General features: G+C 68.8%; 15 protein-coding genes. 4 read left to right on the plus strand and 11 right to left on the minus strand.

The features are described from left to right. Positions 1-15: 15 nt before the first annotated feature. The 9 genes from V1634_RS28320 to V1634_RS28360 all read right to left on the minus strand — a co-directional run bounded on the left by V1634_RS28320 (position 16) and on the right by V1634_RS28360 (position 9,385). A complete protein-coding gene (locus V1634_RS28320) occupies positions 16-1,200 on the minus strand; it encodes a thiolase family protein (RefSeq protein WP_331210775.1) in 1,185 nt (394 codons plus the stop codon). Beyond that, positions 1,197-1,934, minus strand: a complete 738-nt coding sequence (locus V1634_RS28325) for an SDR family oxidoreductase (RefSeq protein ID WP_331210776.1) — start codon at positions 1,932-1,934, stop codon at positions 1,197-1,199. The genes V1634_RS28320 and V1634_RS28325 overlap by 4 nt, the downstream gene beginning before the upstream one ends. A gap of 139 nt (positions 1,935-2,073) precedes the next feature. Further along, complete coding sequence (locus V1634_RS28330) at positions 2,074-2,754, minus strand: TetR/AcrR family transcriptional regulator (protein ID WP_331210777.1); 681 nt, start codon at positions 2,752-2,754, stop codon at positions 2,074-2,076. 99 nt (positions 2,755-2,853) lie between these two features. Then, the gene (locus tag V1634_RS28335; RefSeq protein WP_331210778.1) at positions 2,854-3,906 is read right to left on the minus strand and encodes a branched-chain amino acid ABC transporter permease; all 1,053 of its coding nucleotides are present in this window, start codon (positions 3,904-3,906) and stop codon (positions 2,854-2,856) included. Further along, positions 3,903-4,775 carry a branched-chain amino acid ABC transporter permease gene (locus tag V1634_RS28340; protein ID WP_331210779.1) on the minus strand — a complete coding sequence of 291 codons (873 nt, stop codon included), beginning with the start codon at positions 4,773-4,775 and terminating at the stop codon, positions 3,903-3,905. Before V1634_RS28340 ends, V1634_RS28335 begins: the two co-directional genes overlap by 4 nt. Before the next feature lie 68 nt (positions 4,776-4,843). Beyond that, positions 4,844-6,088, minus strand: a complete 1,245-nt coding sequence (locus tag V1634_RS28345; RefSeq protein ID WP_331210780.1) for an ABC transporter substrate-binding protein — start codon at positions 6,086-6,088, stop codon at positions 4,844-4,846. 51 nt (positions 6,089-6,139) lie between these two features. Further along, positions 6,140-6,832 (minus strand): ABC transporter ATP-binding protein, encoded by a 693-nt coding sequence (locus V1634_RS28350; protein ID WP_331210781.1) that lies wholly within the window; start codon positions 6,830-6,832, stop codon positions 6,140-6,142. Next, positions 6,825-7,571 (minus strand): ABC transporter ATP-binding protein, encoded by a 747-nt coding sequence (locus V1634_RS28355; RefSeq protein ID WP_331210900.1) that lies wholly within the window; start codon positions 7,569-7,571, stop codon positions 6,825-6,827. The genes V1634_RS28350 and V1634_RS28355 overlap by 8 nt, the downstream gene beginning before the upstream one ends. A gap of 152 nt (positions 7,572-7,723) precedes the next feature. Further along, a complete protein-coding gene (locus V1634_RS28360) occupies positions 7,724-9,385 on the minus strand; it encodes a tannase/feruloyl esterase family alpha/beta hydrolase (protein WP_331210782.1) in 1,662 nt (553 codons plus the stop codon). 245 nt (positions 9,386-9,630) lie between these two features. Between V1634_RS28360 and V1634_RS28365 the strand changes: the two genes are divergently transcribed. The 3 genes from V1634_RS28365 to V1634_RS28375 all read left to right on the plus strand — a co-directional run bounded on the left by V1634_RS28365 (position 9,631) and on the right by V1634_RS28375 (position 14,200). Next, the gene (locus V1634_RS28365; RefSeq protein WP_331210783.1) at positions 9,631-11,334 is read left to right on the plus strand and encodes a carboxylesterase/lipase family protein; all 1,704 of its coding nucleotides are present in this window, start codon (positions 9,631-9,633) and stop codon (positions 11,332-11,334) included. A gap of 54 nt (positions 11,335-11,388) precedes the next feature. After that, positions 11,389-13,014: a long-chain fatty acid--CoA ligase gene (locus V1634_RS28370; RefSeq protein ID WP_331210784.1), complete on the plus strand. Its 1,626-nt coding sequence runs from the start codon at positions 11,389-11,391 to the stop codon at positions 13,012-13,014. 169 nt (positions 13,015-13,183) lie between these two features. After that, positions 13,184-14,200 (plus strand): SMP-30/gluconolactonase/LRE family protein, encoded by a 1,017-nt coding sequence (locus tag V1634_RS28375; RefSeq protein WP_331210785.1) that lies wholly within the window; start codon positions 13,184-13,186, stop codon positions 14,198-14,200. Between the two features lie 81 nt (positions 14,201-14,281). Here V1634_RS28375 and V1634_RS28380 read toward each other — a convergent pair whose 3' ends face one another. Then, positions 14,282-14,932, minus strand: a complete 651-nt coding sequence (locus V1634_RS28380) for a hypothetical protein (RefSeq protein ID WP_331210786.1) — start codon at positions 14,930-14,932, stop codon at positions 14,282-14,284. A gap of 273 nt (positions 14,933-15,205) precedes the next feature. Here V1634_RS28380 and V1634_RS28385 point away from each other — a divergent pair, with 273 nt between their 5' ends. After that, on the plus strand, positions 15,206-15,745 hold the full coding sequence (locus tag V1634_RS28385; RefSeq protein ID WP_331210787.1) for an SUKH-4 family immunity protein: 540 nt from the start codon (positions 15,206-15,208) through the stop codon (positions 15,743-15,745). Between the two features lie 193 nt (positions 15,746-15,938). Here V1634_RS28385 and V1634_RS28390 read toward each other — a convergent pair whose 3' ends face one another. After that, positions 15,939-16,829 carry an SGNH/GDSL hydrolase family protein gene (locus V1634_RS28390; protein WP_331210788.1) on the minus strand — a complete coding sequence of 297 codons (891 nt, stop codon included), beginning with the start codon at positions 16,827-16,829 and terminating at the stop codon, positions 15,939-15,941. Between the last annotated feature and the right edge of the window lie 44 nt (positions 16,830-16,873).

Consider the following 16,873-nt stretch of genomic DNA (forward strand, 5'->3'; position numbering starts at 1 on the left):
ACCGTCCTGCTCCCGTCACACCCGCCGGAAGAGCGCAGCCAGCGCCTGACCGCCGCCGATGCACATGGTGACGACGCCGAGCTCCAGGTCGTTGCGTACCAGATGCTTGGCCAGCCGGAGTGCGAGGATGGCGCCGGTCGCGCCGACCGGGTGACCGAGCGCGATGGCACCCCCGTAAGGGTTGACCTTGTCCGGATTGAGCCTGGCGTCGCGGATCACGGCGACCGCCTGGGCCGCGAACGCCTCGTTGCACTCGACCGCGTCGACATCGTCGGGCGTCGTGCCGGTCTGCGCGAACAGCTTGCGGAGCGCGATCACCGGGGCGTAGCCCATGATGTCCGGCTCCAGCGCACCCGTGGCGACCGCCTCGATGGACACCAGGGGTGTCAGCCCACGCTCGGCCGCAGCGGACTGGCTGGCGAGCACCACGGCGGCCGCACCGTCGTTGATGCCCGCGGCGTTGCCGGCGGTGACCGTGCCGCCCTCCTTGAAGGCTGGACGGAGCCGGGCCAGCGCCGCCACGGTCGTGTCGGGCCTCGGGTGCTCGTCAGTCGTCACCTCGGCGCCGTGGCGTCCCCCGGTGGTGACCGGAACGATCTCCTCGGCGAACGCCGCCCGGGCCGCCGGGGTCGCGGCACGGCGCTGGGACTCGGCGGCGAACTCGTCCTGGTCGGCCCGGGAGACCCGGTAGCGTTCGGCGACGTTCTCTGCGGTGATTCCCATCTGCGTGTGGTGGAACGGATCGGTGAGCATCAGAACGGTGCCGTCCACCAGGACGCGGTCACCCAGTTTGTAGCCGGCGCGTGCCCCGAAGTCGTAGAAGGGCATCCGGGTCATGGATTCGTCACCGCCAGCAAGGGCGAAGTGCAGGCCGTTCCAGCGCATCTCCATGGCCGCCGACCAGATGGCCTGGAGTCCGGAGCCACACAGCCGGTTGACGGTGTAGGCGGGGGTGGACTTCGGAAGCCCGGCGGCGATGGCTACCCGACGCGCGTTGTAGGCGTCCGGCCCGACCTGGCCGACGCAGCCCAGCACGACTTCCTCGATCGCGTCGGCAGGCACCGCCGAGCGCGTCAGCGCCGCCCTGGCGGCGACGGCCCCCAGCTCGTGGGCGGGGGTGTCCTTGAACACCCCGCCGTATCTGCCGATCGGCGTACGGGCACCGTCGACGATCACGATCCGCTGGTCCGGCCCGGTCATATCGAAATTCCTCCGTCCACCGGAAGGATGGCCCCGGTGATGTATCCAGCCTCCTCGGAGGCGAGGAAAGCTGTGGTGGCGGCCGTTTCGCTGGGCGCCGCGAACCGGCCGAGTGGGATGGCGGCGGCGAGTTCCTGCCGCTTTCCCTCGGGAATCGAGCCGATCATCCGCGTCTCGGCGTTGGGTGAGATGGCGTTGACGGTGACGCCGAACGTCGCGAGTTCCTTGGCCGCGGTCTTGGTGAAGCCGATGATTCCGGCCTTGGCCGCGCCATAGTTCGCCTGCCCGATGTTGCCGCGCAGGCCGGTGTACGAGGTCACGTTGATGACCCGGCCGTACCGCTGCTCCCGGAACACCGGAACCGCGGCGCGGGTCAGCCGGAAGGTTCCGCCCAGGTGGACGTCCAGCACCTCGGCCCAGTCCTGGTCCGAGAGCTTCCACAGTCGCCGGTCCCGGAGGATGCCGGCGTTGTTGACGATGATGTCCAAGCGGCCGGCCGCCGTGACTACCATCTTCACCAGGGATTCCACGGCTTCGGTGCTGGTGACGTCGCAGGCGACGCCGACGGCGCCCAGCTCGTCCGCCGCCAGCGCCACCGCCTCGGCGTCGGCGTCGACCAGGAACACCGTCGCCCCGGACTCGTGGAAAAGGCGGGCGAACTCGAGTCCGAGTCCCCGCGCCGCTCCGGTCACGATCGCGGTTCTCCCCGCGAAGTCGAAGGTCAGATTCGGCAACTCCGGCTCCTCCTCACGGACCTGGGTGACGGTCGATGAGCTTGTTCATGATTTCGCTGGGTCCGCGCAGATCGTGGAACCCGGGCCTCTTTCGGGCACGGGCCGGGTGTTACTCATGCATGCTCCTATCCGCCATGACTCAGAGCAGTTTCTCCGCCGCGTCCTTCAGTGAGGTCAGGACGCGGCGGGTTTGCGGCGTGTCCGGGAGCAACGCGAGCAGCAGCGGAGCGGCGGAGAAGGTCGACTGGTGGACCATGAGGCGGCGGACCCATTCCATGCCCGCCTCCAACTCGGCGACGGCGTCGGTCGCGCCGCCGGTGCGTACCCAGTTTCCGAGCGCGGATCGGTGGATCGCGTCGATGAGGGCCGCCAGGGCCATCGACTGGAAGGGCGGGGCGTCGGCCGGGAGGTGCTCCCGCAGGAACGAACGCGTGAGCGCCACGTACCGCTCGTGCTCGATGACCTCCCGCTTCCGCAGTTCGGGCACCACGCGCGTCAGTTTGTACCGCCGGAGGACGAGTTCGGGACGACTGAGGAAGTCACGCAACGACTCCCCCGTGGCCGCGATGACGGCCTCTACCGGATCCGTGTCAGGGGCGGACTCGAGAAGGCATCGCTCGACAAGCCTGATGCGTTCGGTATGGTCCGGAAACGCGAGTTCGTCCTTGCTCTCGAAGTGTCGGAAGACGGTGCGGCGGGACACGCTCGACGCCTCCGCGACGGCTTCGACAGTCACATTTGCATACCCCTCCTCGAGGAACAAGGCCATCGCCGTCTCCGAGATCCGGTACTTGGTCTCGAGTATTCTCCGCGAAGTCACCGACAGGTGCCCTCTCCTGATCTGGTGTTGCGCGAAGCTCAGTTCCCGCGCATCGTGAGGTTTGCCGAACTCTTAACCCTGCGAGACGTCCGCAGCGGCTCACGGCCCGCGCTCCGTCGGGTCGGCACCGGCCGAGGTGCGGCGCGACGACGTGCGGCGCTGCTGCCAGGCCAGCCATTGATACCGAACGGTACCCCAGACCCCACGGCGGAACAGCAGCACCACGAGGACGAAGACCGAGCCGGTGACCAGATCGATACCGTCGAAGCCGGACGAGGCGAGATAGTCGGCGAGCATCACGGACAGGAACGCACCCAGGATTCCTCCCCACAGCGTGCCGATGCCACCCAGCACCGTCATCAGCACGACCTCGCCGGAGGTACTCCAGTGCAGTTCGGTCAGTGCGACGAAACCGTGGTTGATGGCGAACACACCGCCGGCCAGCCCGGTCAGTCCGGCGGAGAGCACGAAGGCGATGACCTTGTACTTCTCGACTTCGTAACCGAGCGCCCGGGCACGTTGGGTGTTGTCCCGGATCGACACCAGGACCCGCCCGAACGGCGAGTGCACGATGCGCCAGGCCGCCCACATGCCGAGCAGGAGGATCGGCAACGCCGCGTAGTAGAAGTAGAACGAGTCGGTCTCCACCAGCTCGATGCCGAAGAAGTTCCGGGGCACGCCCTGCAACCCGTTCTCGCCGCCGGTCAGGTCGCTCCACTGGTATCCGATGAAGTAGACCATCTGGGCGAAGGCGAGGGTCACCATCGCGAAGTAGATCCCGGACCGGCGCACCGACAGATACCCGGCGGGGAGGGCGAGAATCATCGCGAACAGCGCGCCGCCGACGACGGCCACCGGGAACGGCGCGCCGTAGTGCGTCGCGATCAGGCCCGTCACGTACGCCGAGCTGCCCCAGAACGCCGCGTGTCCGAAGGAGAGCAGGCCGGTGTAGCCGAGCAGGATGTCCAGGGCGATCGCGAACAGCGCCATCGCGACGATGTCCATCGCCACCGGCGGATAGACGAACCACGGCAGCGCCAGCGCTGCCACCAGGCCGACGGCCAGCAGAATCCAGCGCAGTCTCGGGCTGCCGGCCTCGGTGGCAGACGGTGGCTCGGTGGCCGGGGCCTGGGTAACCACGGACTGGGTCATGCCGTCGCCTCCTTGCGTCCGAACAACCCGGCGGGTCGGACCAGGATGATCACCGCCATCAGGACGAAGATCAGGATCTGCGCGAACGTGGGGGCGTAGGCCTGCCCGAACGCCTCGACCAGGCCCACCATGAAGCCCGCGACCACGGCGCCGACGATCGAACCGAGTCCCCCGATGACCACGACCGCGAACAGAATGATCGCAAAGTTGTTGCCCATGTCGGCGGTGATCGCCCGAAACGGTGCGGCGAGCACGCCGGCCACCCCGGCGAGCGCGACCCCGAAGCCGAAGACCGGCGTCACCCAGCGCCCGACGTTGATGCCCAGGGCGCGGGCCAGCTCCGGCTTCTCGGTCGCCGCCCGGACGATCATGCCAACCCTGGTCCGCGTCATCAGCAGCCAGACGAGCACACAGATCGCCACGGAGAAGAGGAAGACGAAGAGTTGGTAGCGCGGCAGCACGACGCCGGCCAGCTCGACCCGTCCGGACAGCACCTCCGGAGGCTTGTACGGCAGCCCGGAGACGCCGTACCGCTGCTTGACGGCCTCCACGAGGACCAGCGTGAGACCGAAGGTGAGCAGGAAGTTGTAGAGCGGATCGAGCCGGAGCAGCCACTGCACGAGCAACCGCTCCACCACGACGCCGAAGCCGAACATCAGCACCGGCACCGCCAGCAGCGACCACCACAGCGTGAGACCGAGGGTGTCGAGCAGGACGGCCGCGGCGACCGCGCCGAGCATGTAGAACGCGCCGTGGGCGAAGTTCACCACGCCCAGGACGCCGAAGATGATCGCCAGTCCCAGCGCGGCCAGCGCGTAGAAGCTGCCGGCCGCCAGGCCCTGTACGGCGTACTGCAGCACTGCGTTCATGGGTTCCCTTCCCGGGGCTCACGCTGGGCGCCGACGGGTGTCTGAGGCTTACGAACTCCGACCACCGGTCACATCGAGCAGTTGGACGCCTCGGCCGGCGGAAATGCCTTGGCCGCGGGAATCGTGGTCACGATCTCCTCGTAGTCCCAGTCCTCCTTCACCTCCGACGGCTTCTTGACCCGGGCCAGGTAGGCGTCGTGGGTGACGAGGTGGTCCTTGGCGCGGATCTCGCCGTTGCGCAGGAACACGTCGTTGACCTTCTTGCCCTCAAGCTTGCCGACGACCGCGTCGGCGTCGTCGGTGCCGGCCTCCTGGACCGCCTCCAAGTACTGGAGGGCCGCGGAATAGTTGCCGGCGTGTTCGAAGGTCGGGCGGGTGCCGGTCTCGTCGCGGAACCGGTCCGCCCAGGCGCGCGACTCGGCGTCCATGTTCCAGTACCAGGCGTCGGTGAACATCGTGCCGGCGAACTGCTCGACGCCGAGCGAGTGGATGTCGGTGATCAGCATCAGCCCGACGGCCAGGTCGATGCCCCTCTCCCGCAAGCCCGACTCGTTGAACTGCTTGACCACGTTGATCAGGTCACCGCCGGCCTGCATCGTGCCGATCACGTCGGGATTGGTGCTGCCGGCCTTGGTGAGGAAGGTCGCGAAGTTGTCGTTCGGGAACGGCGTCGGGATGGTGCCCTGCACCGTGCCGCCGGCCCGCTTGATCGCCTCGGTGAAGGACTTCGTCATGTCCTGGCCGAACTGGTAGTCGGGGTAGATGATGTGCCAGTTCCTGCCGCCGTTCTCGGTGACGGTGGTGCCGGTGCCGTTGGCGAGCATGTAGGTGTTGTACGCCCACTGGAAGGTGTACTTGTTGCACTGGCCGCCGGTCAGCTCGGTGGTCGCCGCACTGACGTCGAGGAAGAGCTTCTTGTGGCTCTTCGCCTGGTTGGCGACGGCCAGAGCCGCGGACGAGGTCGGCACGTCGAGGATGACGTCCGCTCCCCCGCGCTCGTACAGCTCCTTGGCCTTGGTGTTGGCGATGTCCGGCTTGTTCTGGTGGTCGGTCGAGGTCACCTCGATCTCGTCGACGACCGCCTTGTCGCCGTACTTCTTCTGGTAGTCGGCCACCGCCATCTTGACCGCCTTGACGCTGTTCGGCCCCGACGCGTCCTTGTAGATGCCGGACTGGTCGTTGAGCACGGCGAGCACCAGCTTGCCGTCCGTGAAATCCCCATCCGACCCGCCGGGACCGCCGGCACCGCAGGCGCCGAGCAGCAGTATCCCTGTCACGGCCGCGGCACCGGCCCCGATCCGCTTGCTTCTCATGGTGGTCCTCCTGGTGTCTTGTCAGATGTGTCGGGTCGTCTCGTCGACCGGTCAGATGCCGAGATGGGTGAGGAGTTCGCCCTCGCGCCGCTGGAACTCGGAGTTGTCCAGGGTCTCGACGACGCGGCCCTGACTGAGTAGGTAGTGCCGGTCAGCCACGGTGGCGGCGAACTTGACGTTCTGCTCGATGAGCAGCACACCGGCGCCGGTGGCCTTGATCTGGCGGATGATGGCCCCGATCCGGGCCACGACCACCGGGGCCAGACCCTCGGAGGGCTCGTCCATCAGCATCAGCCGGGCACCGGTCCGGAGCGCCCTGGCGATGGCCAGCATCTGCTGCTCCCCACCTGACAGCGTGGTGCCCGGCGCCCTGCGGCGGTCGGCGAGTTCCGGGAACGTTTCGTAGACCCGCTCCAGCGTCCATGCCCGGTCGGAGACCTTCGGCGGAAGCAGCAGGTTCTCCTCCACATTCAGGCTCGCGTAGATGCCTCGGTCGTCCTGGACCCAACCCATCCCGGCGCGGGCCCGCTGGTGGGCGGGCATCCGGGTGACGTCGCGGCCGAGGAAGGAGACGGCGCCGCCGACCTGCCGGTGCAGGCCGATCAGACACCGCACCAGAGTGGTCTTGCCGGCGCCGTTGCGCCCGACCAGGGTGACGACCTCGCCCTCTCCCACCCGTACGCTCACCCCGTGCAGTGCCTGCGCCTCGCCGTACCACGCCTGCAGATTGGTGACCTCAAGCATGGTCGGCCTCGCCCAGGTACGCGGTGATCACCCGTTCGTCGTTGCGGACCTCGTCGTAGGCGCCCTCCGCCAGGACCCGGCCCTGCTGCAACACCGTCACCCGGTCGGCCAGGCTGCCGACCACGTGCATGTTGTGGTCGACGAACACCACCGTGCGGCCGGCCGCGAGGCGACGGACCAGCTCGATGGTGCGGTCGACGTCCTCGATCCCCATCCCGGCCGTCGGCTCGTCGAGGAGCATCACCCGTGGCTCCAGCGCCAGCACCAGCGCCAGTTCCAGCGCACGCTTCTGCCCGTAGGCGAGCAGCCCGACCGGCTTCTCCGCCAGCGGCATCAGCCCCACCTGGGTGAGCAGCTCGTCCACCCGCGGGCGGTTCCTGCCGAGTAGCTTCTCCGACCGCCAGAACCGGAACCCCTGGCTGGTGAGCCCCTGGAGAGCCAGCTCCACGTGCTCCCGACTCGTCAGTGTCTCGAAGAGGCTGGTGATCTGGAACGACCTGGCCACGCCACGACGGGCGACCTGCTCGGGCTGTCGACCGGTGACGTCCTCGTCGAACACCGTGATCGCCCCGGACGTCGGGGAGACGAATCCGGTCAGCAGGTTGAACAGCGTGGTCTTGCCCGCACCGTTCGGCCCCACCAGCGCGTGCACACTGCCCTCGCGAACCTCGAGGTCCACCGAGTCGACCGCGCGGAAGCCCCGGAACACCTTCGTCAGCGACCGCGTGCGCAGCGCCATCCGATCGCTCGTCGTCACCCGGCTGCACTCCCCCCGGTGAGGAGCTGCGCTGGCGGTCGAGGCATGTCAGTCCCTTCTCTGTCACACGGTTCGGGCGGTTCTGGGTCGTGGTTGGTCACTGCACCTGTTCACCTGAGGTCACCCCGGTGTCGTCAGCGCGCACACCCGAAGCTTTCGGCGCTGTCGGGATCACCAGAGCGGTACTTCGGCCAGCGCGGGTACTCGCAGAGCGGGCGGGTACGGCCGCTCCTGGCGTCGGTGGCCACCGGCTCGACGGGCGGCCGTCCTTCCTCGACCCAGCGTTCGAGAGCGGAGAGCGAGTCCCAGTTGGCGGCGAATGCCGGCGCGCCGACGTTGGCGTGATTGGCGCCCGGCACGAGGTAGTACCGCATGAATTCCTGGGTCTGCCGTTGCCCTACCGTGCCGAGCACCCGCCGGTGGTAGTCGTTCGTCGAGCGGTGCGAGACCAGTTCGTCGGCAGCACCGTGGAGCAGCAGCAGTTTTCCGCCGGAGCGCGCGAAGGGACGGAGGTCCGAGTTGTTGCGGTCCTGGATGGTGGAGAGATAGCCGATGCGGGAGAGCCACTTCCCGGGTCGCCGAGGGTCGACAGCGAGGGAGTTGTGGTCGGCATCCCTGGTCAGGAAGTACTTCACCCACTGGTCCCAGTACTGCGCCCCGTACCCACTCGTCGTCGGCATGGGGTTGGCGGGCGCGGAGGTGCCGAATCCGAGCACCGGCGTTCTCATGTCAGCACCGGAGAGCAGCGGGAAGCCGGGGTAGTACCGCTCACCGCTGGCGATCCGGTATGGCCACCGGAACGGCCTGGCCGCGGCGAGCACCGAGGTGATCTGCGGGTCGGAGAGACACGTCGGGCCGGTGTCGACGCCCCTGGGGCAGCGGAGCACCCGCAGATCGAGTTCACAGCCGTCGGGGTTCGAGATGATCCTGTCCTCGAGGCCGTCCCGGTCGTCGCATGCCGCCATGACGCTCTCGTAGAGGAGGGTCTGCTTCTCGGGCCCGGGGAATGCGCCGGGGCGGGACATCACCTGCACGATGTGTCCGAGGTGCAGGACTTCGGCGGTGTTGTTCCAGGCGGGGTAGGCGGAGATGACGCCGTCGAAGGCGTCCGGCCAGCGCTGCGCGACGACCAGAGCCTCACGTCCGCCTGTCGAGCCGCCCGCGAAGTACGTCCGGCTCGGTCCCGCACCGTAGCCATGCCGGACGAGGTACATGGCGGCGTCGCGGGTCTTTCTGAGCGCGTCGCCGGCGGCGAAGTTCCGAAGTGCCTCGTCGTTCATGCCGAAGGACCCGTCCAGGGACCCTGCGGGACCCGCCTGGTGGCCGGAGTCACTCCCGAACGTCACGTACCCGCGAGCCAGCGGGGTCGGTTGGTCGGCAGGCCCGAACGGCACGTTCTGGGTGACGTTGGGGATCGTTCCGTTGTATCCGCCGCCGCCGAACATCATCGCCTTGCGGTTCCAGTCGACCGGCATGGCGACCTGCAGCCTGATCTCCGGCGCGGCGGGGTCGACTGGGAAGAGCGCGGCACCGACGTTGCAGTACTCGATGGTCTTGCCACTCACGGTCTGGGTTACCAGGGATGCCGAGCCGACCCGGCCACCCTTGGTCGGCAGGCTGATTGCCGACGCCGGGATCTCCCTTCCCGCCAACTCCGCGCAGCTCGGGCCCGCGCCCACCGTGGCGGTGGCAGGCGCAGCCCCGAGGACCGCCGTCGCGCTCGCCACCGTGGTGGCGAGCACCAACCCGGCGTGGAATCGTCTCAATCTTCCCCGGACTCGCAGCACTTGGCTCATTGCGGACCTCCTGCCTAAGCACGCTGTGCCGCCAGCGCCGCCCTTGGACGGCACTGAGTGCCAACACTGTGCCATGGGTCACAAGGGCCCGCAAGGGCCCGGCCACGGAAACTCGAGCTCTCCACCCACCCGCCGCCGGCTCTTGCACCGGATAAGTGATGCGTGCAACAGTGATGGCACGCGGTGACATGTAGACGCGGTATAGCGACACCGCGTGCCAGGCTGAAATCAAGGAGGCAGTGCCGATGCCTGCTATGCCGTCCACGGCCGCCATCGTCCGCGAACCGGCTGCTCGTCGTCGCCCGACGTCATCCCTGCTCCGGCCGATCCTCGGTGTCGTCCTTGCGACCGCCGTGCTGACCGCCGCGCCGTCCACCAGCGCGTCCGCGCGCACCGTCCAGCCCGGAGCGAACCCGACCCTGGTCCGAACGACGCTCGGCCCGATCGTCGGACTGGACCAGGGCCGGTCGAGCGGGACGTACTCCTGGCTGGGCATCCCCTACGCCGAGCCGCCCGTGGGCGATCTCCGATGGCGGCCCCCGAAGACCCACCGGTCCTGGACGGACGTCCGGCGCACCCGACAGTACGGGTCGGGGTGTACCCAGCCGGGGCGCTTCTTCAGCCCGTCCCCGAACGGGCCGTTCTACGACCTGGCGGTACGCGACGGCCTGCAACAGCCCGTCGGCGAGGAGGACTGCCTGACGCTGAACGTCTTCCGCCCGTCCACGTCAAAGCGCGACCTGCCCGTCGTGTTCTTCATCCACGGCGGAAGCAACGTCGTCGGCTATTCGGCGGATCCGATGTACGACGGACGCGAGTTGGCCAGGCGCGCCCAAGCCGTGGTCGTCACCGTCAACTACCGGGTGGGGATCTTCGGCTGGCTGAACGCCGAAGGCGCAGCCAACGGCGACCCACTCTCGGCGTCCGGCAACTTCGGCACCCTCGACCTCGTCGAGGCGCTCCGCTTCGTCGACCGGAACGCCCGGAAGTTCGGCGGCGACCCCGGCAACATCAGCGTCATGGGCCAGTCCGCGGGTGCGGTGAACGTCTGGTCCCTGCTCGTCTCCCCACTGGCACGCGGCATGGTCGACAAGGCGATCCCGCTCAGCGGCGGCCTGAGCACCCGAAGTGTGGCCAGCGCGAGGGCCTACGCCGACCGGGTCATGCGGGCCGCGGAGAGCGACCACCCCTCCGCGGGCAGGAGCGGCCTGGACCTGCTTCGTTCACTTCCCGCCGACGAACTGGTCCGGGTGCTCGTCCGGCACCAACTCGACGCGACGCCGGCGGTCATCGCCGACGGCACCGTGATCCCCTCGGACCCGTACGCCGTACTCGGGTCCGGGATCGGTCGCCACGTGCCCGTACTGGCCGGGAACACCCTGGAGGAAGGGAAGCTCTTCGGCAGTACCGTCGGCGCGCACAAGCCGAGTGACTACGACCGGTTCACGTTGCAGTACCTGTTCGATCCGGACGACCCCGGCGAGCTGACCACCTCCGATCTGCTCAAGGACGAATACCTTCCGGTGGACAAGCCCGGCGGCTGGAACGACGCTGCCGCGGCACTGACCGATGCCGTCTTCACCGGCATCAACCGGGATTCACTGGATGCCTTGGCGCGCAGCGGCAATCGGTCGCTCTACCACTACCGGTTCGACTGGAATCAACAGCCCGCGCCGTTCGACGAGGTGTACGGCGCCGTACACGCGATCGATCTGCCCTTCGTCTTCGGCAACTTCGACCGCAACGTGTTCTCGTACGCCTTCAGCCAGCAGAACCGGCCCGGACGGCTGAAGTTGTCGGAGCTGATGATCGCCAGCGTCCGGAACTTCGTCCACGAGGGATCACCGCAGCACCGGGGACTCGGTCGCCACTGGAAGCAGTGGCCGGCGAGCCTGGTGCTGGACGCGGACGATCGGCACGTCCGGCTCGGCTCGACGACCAACGGGTGACGACGGTCCGCGCCTGACGAAGGCGGCCGGCACCCTCGCAGAAACGGAGGAACTGTGCGCGGACTGATGCAGGACAGGTCACTCGACGTCGGCCTGTTGATGCGCCGGGCGGACCTCGGATTCCGGCACAAGCGGGTCGTCACGGCGACCGCGTCGGGCGAGACGATCTCGACCTGGGGCGAGGTGATCGACCGCGCGCGGCGCCTCTCCGCCGTGCTCGACGTCCTGGAAGTCCCGAACTCGGCCCGGGTCGGCACCTTCGGCTGGAACAGCCAGCGTCACGTCGAGCTGTATCTGGGCGTCCCGTCCGCCGGCCGCGTCCTCCACACGATCAACCACCGGCTCTTCGCCCGTGACCTGGTGCACATCATGTCCGACGCGGCCGACGACGTCCTCTTCGTCGATCGGTCGCTGCTCGGCACGGTCTGGGACGCCATCCGCTCCATCGCGACGGTCCGGTGGATCGTCGTGATGGACGACGGCGGTGACGAGGAGATTCCCGCCGATCCGCGGGTCGTCGACTACGAGGCGCTCCTCGCGGGATGCCCCGAGCCGGCACCACCACCGTGCCTCGACGAGCACGACGCCGCGAGCCTCTGCTACACCTCGGGCACGACCGGGAGGCCGAGGGGCGTGCTCTACAGCCATCGCTCCGTCGTGCTGCACGCGATGCTGCTGCTCGGTGTCGACAGCTTCGCCATCTCGGAGCGGGATGTCGTGATGCCCATCGTGCCGATGTTCCATGTCAACGCCTGGGGGCTGCCGTACGCGGCGGTGCTCGCCGGAGCCGACCTCGTGCTCCCGGGTCCGGCGATGGCCCCGACGAGTCTCATGCAGCAGCTCTCCCGGCACCGGGTGACATTCGCAGCCGGCGTACCGGCGATCTGGCGCGGTCTGGCGCCACTGCTCGGCACCGCGGACCTCTCGTCGCTGCGCAAGGTGGTCAGCGGCGGCAGCGCCCTGCCGGACGCGCTGTCCGAGGCATGGGAGCGAGCGATCGGCGTACCCATCACAAGTTCCTGGGGGATGACCGAGACGAGCCCGCTCGTCGCGTGCGGGCGGGTCTCGTCCGCGCACGACGGGCTACCGGCCGGCGAACGTCGACGGGTGCTCGGCCAGCCCGGTCCGACGGTGCCGTTGGTCGAGGTGCGGATCGTGGACGCCGATCGTCGACCCGTCGCGCGGGACGGTATCGCGTCGGGCGAACTCCAGGTGGCCGGGCCGACGATCGCGGCCAGCTACTTCGGTGCCGATCCGGGCACGTCGTCCTTCACCGACGACGGCTGGCTGCGCACGGGTGACGTCGCGACGCTCGACGAGTTCGGCTACCTGCGTATCGTCGACCGCACCAAGGACATGATCAAGTCCGGCGGAGAGTGGATCTCCTCGGTCACGCTCGAGAACGAGCTGATGGCACACCCGGCGGTGCGGGAGGCAGCGGTGATCGGCGTCGTCGACGACCGCTGGGGAGAGCGGCCGTGCGCGTACGTCGTACTCGGGGCCGGGTCGGATGTCGACGAGACGGGCCTGCGCGAGCACCTTCGCGGCCGGGTCGCCTCGTGGTGGATCCCCGATCGTTTCGTCGTCGTCGACGAGATTCCCAAGACGGCGACGGGCAAGTTCTCGAAGGTGGCGCTGCGGGGTCTCACCGACTCGGTTGCCGGGTCGCAGCCGGCGTGACAGCTCCACGCCGTCGCGACCTGGTAGGCGGTGGCCGGGACACCGCAGCACATCGGTACGTGGGCGAATCCGGCACCGCTCGCGATTCCCTCCCTCCGGCAGCGGCGTGGTATAGATAGACATCTGTTGATGAGATGCGCAGGTTCCCGCCCCTGATTGGAATCGACCCATGCCCCGACGATCTGCCCGGGCCACCCTGGCTGGCGCCCTGACGCTGCTGACGGCCCTGACCACCACCACGTTCGTCGGCGACCCGGCGGGTGCCGGAGCCCGCAGCGGTACGGCTGACCCCTGCACCCCGGGTGCCTCCTACCCGTCACCGCTGCCCGCCACCAGCATGACCGCCACCAGGATCGGCGGCGGCTTCAGTTTCCTCGAGGGACCGGTCTGGCTCGCCGGGGCGGGCCAGCTGCTCTTCTCCGACATGCGCGGCGGTACCGGCCCGGAGAACGTACAGCCGTCGACGATCCGCCGGTTCACCCCACCGAACACGTTCGACGTCTTCCTGGAGAACGCCGGCAGCAACGGACTGGCCGTGACCGGGGACGACACCCGGATCCTCGCCGCCACCCACGACCAGCGCAGCGTGTCGTCCTACCTGCTGTCCGACGGAAGCCGGAGCACACTGGCGAGCGGTTACCAGGGACGGCGGTTCAACTCCCCGAACGACCTCACCGTCCGCGCCGACGGCACCATCTACGTCACCGACCCGAACTTCCAACGCGGCAACCGGCCGGATGAGCTGGGCGGGATGACCGGGGTGTTCCGGGTGAGCAACGGCGAGGTGTTCCTCGTCGACGGCACCCTGGCCCAACCCAACGGCGTCGTACTGTCGCCGGACGAGACGACGCTCTACGTCGGCGCCAACGCCGGAAACACCATCTACCGGTACGACCTGCTGCCGGACGGCAGCACCGGGCGGCGCAGCACGTTCGCGAGCATCGCCGGCCCGGACGGTGCGACGGTCGACTGCGCCGGCAACATCTACTGGACCTCCCACACCGACGGGCGGATCCACGTCTTCGCACCCACCGGCGAGAAGCTGGGCACGATCTCCTCAGGTCGGAACACCACCAACGTCGCCTTCGGCGGCGCCGATGGCCGAACCCTGTTCATCACCTCGGGCACGTGGGGCAACTTCGGCCTCTACCAGGTCGAACTCAACGTGCCGGGATCGCCGTACTGACGGGCGAGCCGGCTCAACCAGCCCACCCCGGCGGCAGTGCACCGGGGTGGGCAACCGCGCAGCCGGGCCACGGCCGGAGTGCTAGAGCGCCGGGGTGTCGGTGTCGATCGAGACGTTGTCGAACGAGGCGGTGGCCCAGGTCGTGACCAGACCGGCCGGCCCGGTGAGGATGAAGCCGTCGGAGGCGGTGAGCCGCCTTCCGTCGACCGACCCGGTCAGGGTCCGCCCGGCCGTTTGCAGCGCCAGCGTGTACGAGCGATCTGTGGCGACCGTCATGGGTACGGCCGCGAGGGTGGTCGACCTGCCATCGACGGTCCGGGTCAACGCGACGGTGTCGTCCGGGCGCAGCACCAGTGCGTAGTAAGTCGTGGTGGACTGGGCTCGGGCCACGATGCCAGCGAAGCCGGGCATTCCGTTGAACGAGTCGGGCCGGACCTCGGCCACGACGGTGTAGTCCCGCCAACCGGGCTGACCGGTCCTGGCCAGCGCGTTGGCCGCGAAGCTGGATTGGCGCAGGACCCTGGACTCCTCACGGGTGACGATCCAGGTTCCGCCGGTGGTGACCCAGCCCGCGGCGTTGCCGTCCTCGAAGTCGTCACTGGCCAGCGTCGCCGCCGACGCGGTGCCGAGACCGGTCGTCGCGACAAGCAGTGCCACCAGCACGACGAGCTGTCCACCGAGGCGCGCACCGCTCCTGCCGGCGCGAGCCGACATCCGATCCATCTGTCGCATGGCACTCCCATCCTTGAAGAATCTGCCTCAACAGTATGCCTATATCCATAGGCGTTCATCAATAAACTGCCCGCCGGAACAATCATTGACAGCGTCCTATTCGGATCAAGGTCCGTAGACCGGAGTTGTTGCGACCCCAGGGGGAATCGCGAAAAGATCGGTGCAGGTTCGGCTCTGGCGCTCCGGCCGGTATGACGAGCCGGGAAGCGCAGGACAGATTGGCTCAACTCAAGAGCCGGCCCGCTGGCCACCGACCCGGACAGAGGTAGTGAAGTGAACCCCGAGCTGCGGGAGCTGATCGCGGAGCTGCGTACCGACCTGGAGGCGGACCAGCCCGCGACGCTGGCCTGGGCCCAGATCAACGAGGGCGCGCCGGCCGAGGAAATCCCCGGCGATCTGCCGCAGTCGGTCCGGGAGCTGCTGGAGACGGCCGACGGTATCCTGGCCGGCACGTTCGACCTGCCGTCGGTCGCGAACCTGGACGACATCCAGTACTACCTCGAGCAGATGCCCGGGTTCACCGGCGTCGCCGACGAGGCCGCCGAGTGGCTGGTCTTCGGCACACTCAGCGACGAGCCGCTGCTGATCCGGCGCGACTCCGGCGCGGTCTGGTACTTCCCGGCGGAGACCACCGACGAGTGGTTCATGCGCGAACTGTTCCTCGACGTCGCGCCGGACCTCGACTCGTTCCTCGCCTACTACATCTTCGGGGCCGGGTACGGCGAGATCGGCTCCGAAGACAGGTGGTGGGCCTTCCTCGACCAGCAGGGCCTGACCACCCCCGGCGACGAGGACCAGCAGACGGACGGATGACGGCGACGCATCGGAGGTGGCCTCGGCCCGGGGCGCCCACGGGACGAGCCGGCCGCTGCCCTCGTACTCGCCGCCTCGGCGGCCGGCCCCGGACCTGCCGGGCGGGCGGTGTGGTGGCCCGTGCACCGATCCACCGCATGGCCGCCCGCCCGGGCGTTGCCGGGGTGACCGGCTCAACCGGTCGCGGACGTGGTCAGTTCAGCGCCGCGAGCAGGGCGGCTGCCATGCCCTGCTCGCCACGGGCGTTCGGGTGGAAGGGGGCGGCCGAGTTCTGCGGCACGAGTCCCTCGACCCACCGGGTGCCGCTGCTCTTGCAGGCGTCACGACCGATCGACGGGGTGTAGACGTCGGCGTAGGTGGCGCCGTTCGCGGTGGCGGTACTGGCCAGCATCGCGTTGAGCGACTTGGCGATGCCGCGCAGGTACGGCACGTCCTGGTAGGCGATCGGGACCACGGGCCAGCAGCCGTTTCCGGTGTCCGGCACGATCGCCGGGTACCCGAGCACCACGACCCGCGCGCCCGGCGCGGCCTGGCGGACCGCCTGTAGCACGGCGGTCACCTTCGGCGCGGTGGCGGCGATCCGGGCCTGCAACTGGTCGGTGCCTCCGCTGGTGTACCGGTTCTTGCACGGCGATCCGAGCGGACTGCTGAGGCTCGCCTCCGCACAGTCGCTGATGATGCCGGAGAAGCCGATGTCGTTGCCGCCGATCTGTACCGTCACCAGCGCCGTGTTCGAGGTGACCGCGCTGAGCTGCGGTGGCACCGTGATGCCCAACTGCCCGCTGCCAGCCTGCAGGATGTCGTTCGTGGTGGCGCCGGAGCAGCTCACGTCGGCGAACGACGACGATCCGGCGGAGGTGGCCACCAGCGAGGGATAGTTGCGGTTGGACCGTAGGCAGTTCAGGTCGACCTGGGTGGGGATCAGCGGACCGGCGGTGTACGAGTCGCCCAGCGCGACGTAACGGCCGGCGGGTACGGCGGCGCTGGCGGGTGCGGTGACGGTGAGCAGTACGCCGGCGGTGGCTACGACGAGTGCGGCCAGCCGGGTGGCTGTCCGCAGGAGCCGCAGGCGGGGACGGGTCATGGCGCCTCCCGGAGGATCACGGTGGTGGTGTCGAGATCCTGTCG

Source organism: Plantactinospora veratri (genome assembly GCF_036421995.1).
Taxonomy (GTDB): domain Bacteria; phylum Actinomycetota; class Actinomycetes; order Mycobacteriales; family Micromonosporaceae; genus Plantactinospora; species Plantactinospora veratri.